Raw genomic sequence first — 6,918 nt, 5'->3', positions numbered from 1 at the left:
CATCGAGACCGCGGTGCCGACGCTCCGGGGCGGGCTCGTCGACGGGATCGAGATCTCCCAAGCGGGGCCGGGGGGTCGCCTCGTCGTCGTACCGGTCGGCGGCGTACCCGTAGTCCGCTCGGCGATCGCGGGAGACGCCGCCGAGGTCGTCGGCCTCGTGCGGCGCACGGGAACCGCGGAGGTCGTGGTGGATCGGGCGGTCGTAGTCGTCCAGGTACTCGTCCTCGTACGCCGCGACGGGCGACATTCCGAAGTACTCCTTGAACCGGGCGATTGCGCTCATCTTCCGGGGACCTTCCTGATACGGGTCGTCGCGGGCCGTTCGTCGCGGGAGAGGCCCCGCGATGCTGGACCTCAAACTACTGGCCGTGGTCCCAGGATCGCCGTTCCGACACGCACGCAGGTCGAACCGGCGGCGATCGCGGATTCCAGGTCGCCTGACATCCCGGCGGAGAACTCACGGGCCCCCGGGTGAGCGCGACGCAACTCCTCCGCCACCCGGGCGGCCTCGGCGAAGTGAGCGGCGGGCGGTCCGGTCAACGGCGGCACCACCATGAGCCCGGCCAGCCGCAGGTGGTCCAGCCCCGCGACGTGATCGGCGAGCGCGAGGAGGTCGTCGCGGGCCACCCCGCCACGTGAGGTGTCCCCGTCGAGACTCAGCTGGAGCAGCACCGGAAGCACCCCGGGTCGCTCGCCGTCCGCCGCGGCCCGGACCCTGCCCTTCTGCAGCCCGCCTGCGACCTTGACCGAGTCGACCGAGTGCACGCGATCCGCCCACCCGGCCACCGCGGCGGCCTTGTTGGACTGGATGTGGCCGATCATGTTCCAGCGCACCGCCGCCGCCAGATCCGGCTCGGCGGCGGCCAGATCGGCCACCTTCGCGGCCGCCTCCTGCACGCGGTTCTCGCCGAGGTCCCGGACCCCCAGGCGGGCGAGCCGCGCGACGTCCCCGACGGGGTGGAACTTGGTGACGACGACGAGGTCGACACCGTCCTGACGGCCCGCCGCCGCCAGCGCCGCGTCCAGCCGCTCCCTGGTCTCGGTGAGCCGCGCGGCCAACTCCTCTGATCGCGGATCAGACACGGCGGGCGGGCTCCGGTCGGGGACATCGCTGCATGTCCTCAACCTATCGGAGCGGCCCGGCCGGTCGCCAGCAGGTCAGAGCTGCCGCAGGATCACGCTGGCCTGGCGTCCGGTGCGGCCCTGTCTGCGGTAGGAGAAGAGGGAGTCGTCGGCGATGGTGCACCGTGGGTCGGTGTCGACGCGGACCACGCCGAGTCCGGCGAGCTGTCGGGCCAGGCCCGCGCGCAGGTCCACCCCGGCCGTCCCGGCGACGGTCCGGGTGAGACTCCCCGGCAGCGCCGCCTCCACCTCATGCGCGAGGTCGTCGGGCAACTCGTAGTGCTGACCCGCCGCCGCCGGTCCGAGCAGGACGGAGATCCTCTCGGGTCGGGCTCCCAACGACGTCATGGCCCCGATCAGCGAGGGGACGATCCCGCCGACGGCACCCTTCCGGCCGGCGTGGGCCGCGCCGATGACCCCGGCCTGCTCGTCCGCGGCGAGCACGGGCACGCAGTCGGCGGTCAGCACGGCCAGGGCCAGACCGGGCCGGTCCGTCACGAGCCCGTCGGTCGCCGGGACGGCTCCGCCGGTTTGGCGGGTGACCCGGGCGATCCGGGTGCCGTGGACCTGGTCCATCCACACGACGTCCGAGGTCGGCACCCCGAGTATCCGCGCGAGGCGGGCCCGGTTGGACGCCACCGCGGTCGGGGCGTCGCCGACGTGGTCACCGAGGTTGAACGAGTCGAAGTCACCGGTGGAGACGCCTCCGCGGCGGGTGGTGACGATCCGGCGGACGCGCCCGGGGCCGTGGGTGGCCACCCCGGTCAGTGCCGCATGAAGGGGGGGACGTCGATGTCGTCGTCCTCGTCCCGGCGGCGCGATCCCTGGGAACCCGCGCCGGCCTGACCCGACTCACGGCGCTCCTCTCGTCGCCCGCCGTCGAGGGGGGTCGATCCGAGCCCGGGGGCACCACCGGTTTCTCCGGACCCTCCCGGGACCTCCTCGTCGTCGAGGTGGTGGCGGCCGCGCCGCGACTGGCCCGAGCCGGAGGTCTGCCGGGAGCCGCCCTCGAACCCGGCGGCGATGACGGTCACCCGCACCTCGTCGCCGAGGGAGTCGTCGACGACGGTGCCGAAGATGATGTTGGCGTCGGGGTGCGCCTCCTCCTGGACGAGGGTCGCGGCCTCGTTGATCTCGAACAGGCCCAGGTCACTGCCGCCGGCGATCGACATGAGTACGCCCTTGGCGCCCTCCATCGTCGTCTCCAGCAGCGGCGAGTTGATGGCGGCCTCGGCGGCCTTGTACGCCCGACCCTCGCCCCGAGAGGAACCGATCCCCATGAGCGCGCTGCCCGCCCCGGACATGACGCCCTTGACGTCGGCGAAGTCGACGTTGATCACGCCGGGGGTGGTGATGAGGTCGGTTATTCCCTGGACGCCGTTGAGGAGGACCTCGTCGGCGGTCTTGAAGGCCTCCATCATGGACACGCCGGCGTCCCCGAGCTGGAGCAGCCGGTCGTTGGGGATCACGATAAGGGTGTCGCAGGCCTCGCGCAGGCCCTCGATCCCCGCCTCGGCCTGTCCCCCGCGACGCTTGCCCTCGAAGGAGAACGGGCGGGTGACGACGCCGACGGTGAGCGCGCCGAGCTTGCGCGCGATGGCCGCGACGACCGGCGCGCCACCGGTGCCGGTACCGCCGCCCTCCCCGGCCGTGACGAAGACCATGTCCGCACCCTTGAGGACCTCCTCGATCTCGTCCTTGTGGTCCTCCGCCGCCTTGCGCCCGACCTCCGGGTCGGCCCCGGCACCGAGGCCGCGGGTGAGTTCACGACCGACGTCGAGCTTGACGTCGGCGTCGGACATGAGGAGCGCCTGAGCATCGGTGTTCACCGCGATGAACTCGACGCCCTTGAGGCCCTCGTCGATCATCCTGTTCACGGCGTTGACACCGCCGCCCCCGATTCCGACGACCTTGATGACTGCGAGGTAGTTGTGCGGTGAGCTCATCGAGGCCCGGCCTTCCTTTGGGGTGTCGTGCTCGGTTGCATGCTGTCTCGACGAAAGACTGTCGCCCAACCCTCACCCTCTACTTGAGGGTTAAAGTTGCTGGTCAGAGGCGGTTTCCGCCGTCGGGTCACACGGTAGGGGCACCGGCCCCGCCCGTCCACGAGGCTCGCGGGCGTGTCGGTCTACCGCGACGCCGGCAGTGCCGGATTGGAGACGTTCCAGATCTCGCCGGGTTGCTCGAGGACCATCTGCAACGCGACCGCCTTCTCGTGGTCGCGGCCGGCGGCCCCCCACTCGACGATCCGGCCGTCGACGAGAGTGAGCACGATCGACGCCGGCGTCTCGACATCGACCGACGCGATCTCCTGGCCCGCGGTCCCCCGGACCTCCGCGAAGACGATCGAGAGGTCACGGACGATCCCCGGCAGGTCGGAGCGGGCCTCCTGCCCCACGGTGAGTTCCGGCGTGCCGGGAGGCGGGTCACCCTGTCCGAAGTCGATCCCCTGACCGTCGACGAGATGCCGTGCGCCGTCGACCTCGACCACGACCAGGGCCGTCCGTTCGATGAGCGAGATCCGCAGGGTCGACGGGTAGTCGCGGGTGACCGTGACCTGGTCGACCCTGGGGATCCCCGCGACACGCCGCGCCACCGCGTGGGTGTCCACCTGGAGCAACGGGGTACCGGGGGACACCGCCGCCCGCTCGGTCACCGCCTCCACCGGGATCGTGCTGGTCCCGGTCACCTGGACCTGCCGGACGGAGAACACCGGCAGGAAGTACATCGCGATGTACCCGACCAGCAGGACGACCAGGGCCACACCGAGCCCGATGTAGATGCGGTTGGTACGGCGACGCCGCCTGCGCAGGGTGGCCCGGACCGCGGGGTCCGAGTGGCGCACCCGCTCGTCGGAGCGACGGACGGCGGCCGCGGCGAGCCGTCGGTCGGGATCATCCGACGTCGTCGGATCCACCGCGTCCTCGCGTGGCTCATCGGTCACCGCGGTGTCCCCCTCACGAGGTGGCCCTCGTCATGACCCCGTCCCGCTCCCCGTGGGCCCGGCCACGATCCTCGGGCCGAGCGTCGTGATGTCCCCGGCCCCGAGGGTGAACACCACGTCGTCGGGCCGGACGACCTCGAAGACCGTGGCCAGGGCCGTGTCGAGGTCGGGCACGTGGTGGGCGGGGGAGCTGACGTGGCGGGCGACGAGTCCGCCGTCGACACCCGGCTCGGGCTGCTCACGCGCGCCGTACACATCGAGCACCACCACCTCGTCGGCGAGGGACAGGGCCCGCCCGAACTCCTCGGCGAAGATCCGGGTCCGGGAGTACAGGTGGGGCTGGAACACGGCGATCAGACGGCCGCCGTCCGCGGAGACGATCTCCCGCCCCGCGCTCAACACCGCCCTGACCTCGGTGGGATGGTGCGCGTAGTCGTCGAAGACCCTCGCCCGACCACCGCGGACGGTCGCCGTGCCCTTGGGCTCGAAGCGTCGGCCCACTCCCCCGAAGCCGGACAGGCCGGCCAGGAAGTCCTCGACGTCTATCCCGGCGTCCCCCGCGACCTCCCGGGCGGCGAGCAGGGCCGCGAGGGCGTTGAGCGCCATGTGGCGGCCCGGGGTACCCACGTGGAGGTCCCCGCGCGGGCGGCCGTCGAGCGTGAGAACGGCCCGGGTCCCGCCCGAGTCGACGTCGATCCCGGCGAGCTCCCCCGTGACCGGCAGGTCGGTCTCCGGGCCGCCCGCGGTGCGGTACCCCACCACCCGGACACCCGCGGACGCCGCGCGGCGGGCGCGCTCGACCGCTCCCTCGTCGTCCAGACACACGACCAGGGCGCCGGTCTCCGGGATCCGGGCGAGGAACGTGTCGAAGACCTCGAAGTACGCCTCCGCCGTACCGAAGTGATCGAGGTGGTCGGGCTCCGCGTTGGTCAGGATCACCACGTCCGGCTCGTAGTGGACGAGCGAGCCGTCGGACTCGTCGGCCTCGGCCACGAACACCGGATCCGCGCCGCCGTGGGCGTTGGTGCCGAACTGCAGCACCGTGCCCCCCACCGCGAAGGACGGGTCCGCGCCGGCGGCGAGCATCCCGGCGATCAGCATCGAGGTCGTGGATGTCTTCCCGTGCGTGCCGCACACCATGATCGAGCGACCCGCCCGCGCGAGGTGGCCGAGGACCTGGGACCGGGTGACCACCGGGATCCCGGCCGCCCGCGCCGCGACCAGCTCGGGGTTGTCCGCGGGGATCGCGGCCTTGGAGACCACCACGATCTGCGGCGGGGAGTCGAGCGCGTGCAGCGCGGCCGCGTCGTGGCCGACCCGGACCACGGCGCCGAGGGACTCGAGGGAACGGAGGTCCGCAGAGTCCCGCGCGTCACTGCCCGAGACCGCCACCCCGTGGTCGAGCAGGATCCGCGCGACGGCGGACATCCCCGCGCCGCCGATGCCGATCATGTGGACCCGACCCAGTGTGTCGGGAACGGACCCCGTCGTGATGCCGTCCCCGGTGGAGCGGGCCTCAGGTGCGGTGCTCTCGGTCAACGCCGTGCCTTTCCGGCGGCCTCGATCGCGATCCGCGCCACGACCTCCGCCGCATCTCGTGAGCCGCCGCTGACGGCGGCCGCGGACATGGAGTCCAGCCGGTCGCGGTCCAGTGCGAGGGGCAGGACCGTGGACCGGAGGTGGTCCGGGGTGAGCGCCACGTCCTCGACGAGCAGCGCCGCGCCGCCCGCCACCAGGTCCCGGGCGTTGAGCGCCTGCTCCCCGTTGCCGTGCGGGAGCGGGACGAACACGGCGGGGAGCCCCACCGCGGAGACCTCGGCCACCGTGATCGCCCCGGAACGGCACAGGATCAGATCGGCTGCCGCGTACGCCAGGTCCATCCGGTCCAGATAGGGCACCGTCACGTAGGCGGGCCCGTCCCCCGTCACGACCGGCGCGTCACCGAGGTTCCTGGGCCCCACGGCGTGCAGTACGCCGACGCCGGCGTCGGAGAACTCCTGCGCCACCGCGGCCATCGCCGAGTTCAGGGTTCGAGCTCCCTGGGATCCACCCACCACCAGCACGGTCGGCGCGTCGGGGTCCAGCCCGAAGGTCGCCCGCGCCTCGGCCCGCAACGCGGCCCGGTCGAGACCGGCCACCGCCCGCCTCACCGGGTTGCCCACCACCCGGGCGTCCAGTCCGGATCCACTGACCGCGGCCAGCGTGGCCTCAGCGAACCGTGCGCCGAGCTTGTTGGCGATCCCCGCGCGGGCGTTGGCCTCGTGGACCACGATCGGGACCCGGCCCCTGGTGAGGGCGGCCGCCAGGTACACGGGGACGCACGCGTAACCGCCGAACCCCACCACCACGTCGGCGTCCGTCCGGCGCAACACGGCGCTCGCGCCCCGCACGGCGCGCACCAACCGGGTGGGCAGGCGGAGCAGGTCCCCCCCGACGCTCCGGGGCAGGGGAACCGGGTCGACCAACTCGAGCGGGACACCGCGGCGCGGGACCAACTCGGTCTCGAGACCCTTCGGGGTGCCGACGGCGGTCACACGGGCGTTCGGGTCCAGCTCGGCCACGGCCTCACCGACGGCCAGGGCGGGTTCGATGTGGCCAGCGGTACCGCCCCCCACGACCAGAACTGACAGGCCCTCGGTGCGCGGCGCGCTCATCGCTCCCGTCCCCGGTGGATAGGACTGGGTCCGCCGCCGCCCGGGGACTGCCGGGTACCGGGGTCGACCGCCGGTCGCCGCGGCTGGCGACGGTCGTCCTCCCGGGCGCGGACGGGCTTGGCGTTGCGCCCGGTCATGGCGGTCGCCCCACGACGACGGTCCCGGGCGGTGTCGGGCGGGATCGGCATCGTCTCGTAC

General features: G+C 73.0%; 6 protein-coding genes and 2 pseudogenes. All 8 read right to left on the bottom strand.

Annotated features, from left to right (window positions below; all coding sequences use genetic code 11):
* Positions 1-283: pseudogene (locus IY392_RS07230) on the bottom strand (cell division protein SepF); the annotation flags it as partial.
* 71 nt (positions 284-354) lie between these two features.
* On the bottom strand, positions 355-1,083 hold the full coding sequence (locus IY392_RS07225; protein WP_194860865.1) for a YggS family pyridoxal phosphate-dependent enzyme: 729 nt from the start codon (positions 1,081-1,083) through the stop codon (positions 355-357).
* A 75-nt stretch (positions 1,084-1,158) separates the two neighbouring features.
* Positions 1,159-1,881 (bottom strand): peptidoglycan editing factor PgeF, encoded by a 723-nt coding sequence (gene pgeF / locus IY392_RS07220; protein WP_194860864.1) that lies wholly within the window; start codon positions 1,879-1,881, stop codon positions 1,159-1,161.
* A 5-nt stretch (positions 1,882-1,886) separates the two neighbouring features.
* Entirely contained in the window at positions 1,887-3,068 is a 1,182-nt protein-coding gene (ftsZ, locus tag IY392_RS07215) for a cell division protein FtsZ (protein ID WP_182613364.1), read from the bottom strand.
* A 182-nt stretch (positions 3,069-3,250) separates the two neighbouring features.
* Positions 3,251-4,066 (bottom strand): FtsQ-type POTRA domain-containing protein, encoded by an 816-nt coding sequence (locus IY392_RS07210; protein ID WP_182613363.1) that lies wholly within the window; start codon positions 4,064-4,066, stop codon positions 3,251-3,253.
* Between the two features lie 30 nt (positions 4,067-4,096).
* Positions 4,097-5,605: a UDP-N-acetylmuramate--L-alanine ligase gene (gene murC, locus IY392_RS07205; RefSeq protein WP_107756218.1), complete on the bottom strand. Its 1,509-nt coding sequence runs from the start codon at positions 5,603-5,605 to the stop codon at positions 4,097-4,099.
* The gene (gene murG, locus IY392_RS07200) at positions 5,602-6,720 is read right to left on the bottom strand and encodes an undecaprenyldiphospho-muramoylpentapeptide beta-N-acetylglucosaminyltransferase (protein ID WP_194860863.1); all 1,119 of its coding nucleotides are present in this window, start codon (positions 6,718-6,720) and stop codon (positions 5,602-5,604) included. Before murG ends, murC begins: the two co-directional genes overlap by 4 nt.
* Positions 6,717-6,918: pseudogene (locus IY392_RS19150) on the bottom strand (putative lipid II flippase FtsW); the annotation flags it as partial. The gene murG and the pseudogene IY392_RS19150, both read right to left, overlap by 4 nt.

Source organism: Dietzia sp. SYD-A1, assembly GCF_015356725.1.
Classification (GTDB): Bacteria; Actinomycetota; Actinomycetes; order Mycobacteriales; family Mycobacteriaceae; genus Dietzia.
The sequence above is the reverse complement of the archived record's forward strand: the minus strand, read 5'-3'. Positions and strand labels throughout refer to the sequence as shown.